Source organism: Zavarzinia sp. (genome assembly GCF_041650655.1).
Taxonomy (GTDB): Bacteria; Pseudomonadota; Alphaproteobacteria; order Zavarziniales; family Zavarziniaceae; genus Zavarzinia.
Map to the genome: position 1 here is coordinate 1 of NZ_JBAZKR010000288.1, position 2557 is coordinate 2557.

Consider the following 2557-nt stretch of genomic DNA (forward strand, 5'->3'; position numbering starts at 1 on the left):
ACTGCTGCACGCTGTGTGCCGCCAGTGCCCCGCTGCTGCTGGCAGACGTGGCGATCGGCGTGCCGCCGGCGCCGACTTTTCGCGGGGTCCTTGTCGCCGGCCCCCTGCTTTCGCCCTTTGCCCTTGCGTGGCTGTCACATCCGCCCCGCGGGCCACCCCAGGCCTGACCCTCCGCATTCCGTCGTAGCGGCGGACAAAGTCGCGCCCGCATGAAGCCGGGCGCATCGACGACTTACGAGGAGCAGGATCATGCAGACACTCATGGCAACACCGGCGGCGGTGAACACGCGGCCGACAGTGCAATTACGCAAGATATCCATCGGCGAGCACATCTATGCCGCCGGGGTCGAGGGCATCGCCTGGCGCGTCAAGAGCGGGGCGGTGCGGCTTGACCGCATCACCGCCGAAGGCAGCAATTACGCAGGCCTGGCCTTGCGCGGCGACGTCATCGGCGCCGAAACGCTGCTGTTCGGCAAATACAGCTTTGCCGCCAGCGCGATCGGCGATTGCGAGCTGGAACCCTGGCTCGCCGCAGACAAGGCGCTTTCCGGCGAGAGCCTGCTGCAGACGCTGGCCGCCGTCGAACGGCGCGCCGCCGATGCGCTGGCCTTGCGCGCCGGCGCAGCCTTCGAACGCGTGCGCCAGTTGTGTTTGCTGCTGGCGCGCTATCGCGACGAAGGCCGCAAGGAAATCATGATTCCCGAACTGCGCGACATGGCGGCGATCACCAACCTCACCGAGGCCACCGTGTCGCGCGCCATGAGCCGCCTGCGCCGACTCGGCATCCTGCAGCGCCGGGGCCGCCGCCACGGCCTGATGCTGGTCGCCGATCCGGCATTCGCAATCTAGTCAGCCTCACTGCCGTTACCCCGTCACCTCACCAAAAGGAGCTCGCATGAAACGCATTACTCTCGCCGCACTGATGTTCGCCGCATTTCCCGTCATGGCCCAGGTCACCGTCAAGGATCCCTGGGTGCGCGCCACCGTCCCGGCGCAGAAGGCCACCGGCGCCTTCATGCAGATCACCTCGGCGCAGGACGCGCGCCTGGTCGAAGCCAAATCGCCGGTCGCCGGCGTGGTCGAGGTCCATGAAATGGTCATGGAAAAGGATGTCATGAAGATGCGCGCAATGAAGGGCCTCGACCTGCCTGCCGGCAAGACGGTCGAGCTCAAGCCCGGCGGCTACCACGTCATGCTGATGGACCTCAAGGAACAGATGAAGGACGGCGCCACCGTGCCGGTGACGCTGGTCATCGAAGGCAAGGACAAGAAGCGCAGCACGGTCGAAGTCAAGGCACCGGTCAAGCCGCTGACGACGCCCGCCAAGGCGGAGCCGATGGATCACTCGAAGCACTGAACAAGAAAGTCGGCGCTGGCGCTACGGCGCCCGACCGATATCGGGCGCACAGGCCAGGCGGCCTGCCGCGCCGACCGCTTTACTCCAGGTTCTGCACCTGTTCGCGCATCTGCTCGATCAGCAGCTTTAGGTCCAGCGCAATCGCGGTGACTTCGGCCGAGACCGATTTCGACGACAGGGTATTGGCTTCGCGGTTGAGTTCCTGCATCAGGAAATCCAGCCGCTTGCCGACCGCGCCGCCCTTTTTCAGGACCCGGTCGAGCTCGTCCATGTGCGTCACCAGTCGCGCGATTTCCTCGGCGACGTCGATCTTGGCGGCGAAGACGCCGACTTCCTGGCGGATGCGGTCCTCGTCCAGGTTCGCCACGGCCTCGCGCAGCCTGGCCGCCAGGCGTTCGCGGTAGGCGGCCAGCGCCGCCGGCAGGAGCGGTTCGGCGGCGGCGATGCGCTCGCGCATGCGGGCGGCGCGGTCGCGCAGGACGTCGGCCAGCTTGGCGCCTTCGCGGGAGCGCGAGGCGACGAACTCGTCGAGCAGGCCGGCGAAGAGTTCCTGCGCCGCCGCCTGGAGTTGCTCCGCGCCGATCGTGTCGTCGCCCAGCACGCCGGGCCAGCGCAGCACCTCGGCCACCGACAGCGGGGCGGCCTGCGGCAGGGCGCCGCGCACGGCGGCGTCGAGCGAACCCAGTTCAGCCAGCAGTGCCGCATCGGGCGTGCGCTGGCGCGCCGCGGCGCCCTGCGCCGGCTGTGCCTGCAGATAGCCGCGCATTTCGATCTTGCCGCGCGCGATGCGTTCGGTGATTTTTTCGCGCAGCGGCATTTCGAGGAAGCGCAGGTCTTCGCTGAGGCGGAAGCCAATATCGAGGTAGCGCGAATTGACGCTCTTGAGCTCCAGGCTCAATACTGCGCTGCCCAGGTCGCGGCTGGCAGCGGCATATCCGGTCATGCTTTGGATCATGATTTTGAGGAATCTCCGTTCCTGCCGCCCAAACGAAAGGTTTACAGCGGGGGGGCGAACAAGGAAAATTGGGGGAGTATATAACCCGTTCCGACATCCCCCTCCGTGTTTTCGCAGAACAACCAGCCGCTGCCGGCAGACTATGAACTTGAAGGCTACCGTTTCGAACGGCAGCTTTCGGTGGGCGGTTTTTCGATTGTCTATCTGGCGCACGACGCCGCCGGTACGCCGGTGGCAATCAAGGA

3 protein-coding genes are annotated in these 2557 nt (G+C 66.3%); 2 read left to right on the forward strand and 1 reads right to left on the reverse strand.

Annotated elements, in window-relative coordinates; translation table 11 throughout:
* Positions 1-249 precede the first annotated feature (249 nt).
* Positions 250-849: a Crp/Fnr family transcriptional regulator gene (locus WC493_RS23705; protein WP_373069202.1), complete on the forward strand. Its 600-nt coding sequence runs from the start codon at positions 250-252 to the stop codon at positions 847-849.
* A gap of 46 nt (positions 850-895) precedes the next feature.
* Positions 896-1357: a copper chaperone PCu(A)C gene (locus tag WC493_RS23710; RefSeq protein ID WP_373069204.1), complete on the forward strand. Its 462-nt coding sequence runs from the start codon at positions 896-898 to the stop codon at positions 1355-1357.
* A 79-nt stretch (positions 1358-1436) separates the two neighbouring features.
* Here the strand turns inward: WC493_RS23710 and WC493_RS23715 are convergent, their stop codons facing one another.
* On the reverse strand, positions 1437-2300 hold the full coding sequence (locus tag WC493_RS23715; protein WP_373069206.1) for a YicC/YloC family endoribonuclease: 864 nt from the start codon (positions 2298-2300) through the stop codon (positions 1437-1439).
* Between the last annotated feature and the right edge of the window lie 257 nt (positions 2301-2557).

Excerpts from the sequence above, each read along its gene's own strand:
- WC493_RS23705 (WP_373069202.1), top strand. The coding sequence starts at position 250 with ATGCAGACACTCATGGCAACACCGGCGGCGGTGAACACGCGGCCGACA.
- WC493_RS23710 (WP_373069204.1), top strand. The coding sequence starts at position 896 with ATGAAACGCATTACTCTCGCCGCACTGATGTTCGCCGCATTTCCCGTC.
- WC493_RS23715 (WP_373069206.1), bottom strand. The coding sequence starts at position 2,300 with ATGACCGGATATGCCGCTGCCAGCCGCGACCTGGGCAGCGCAGTATTG.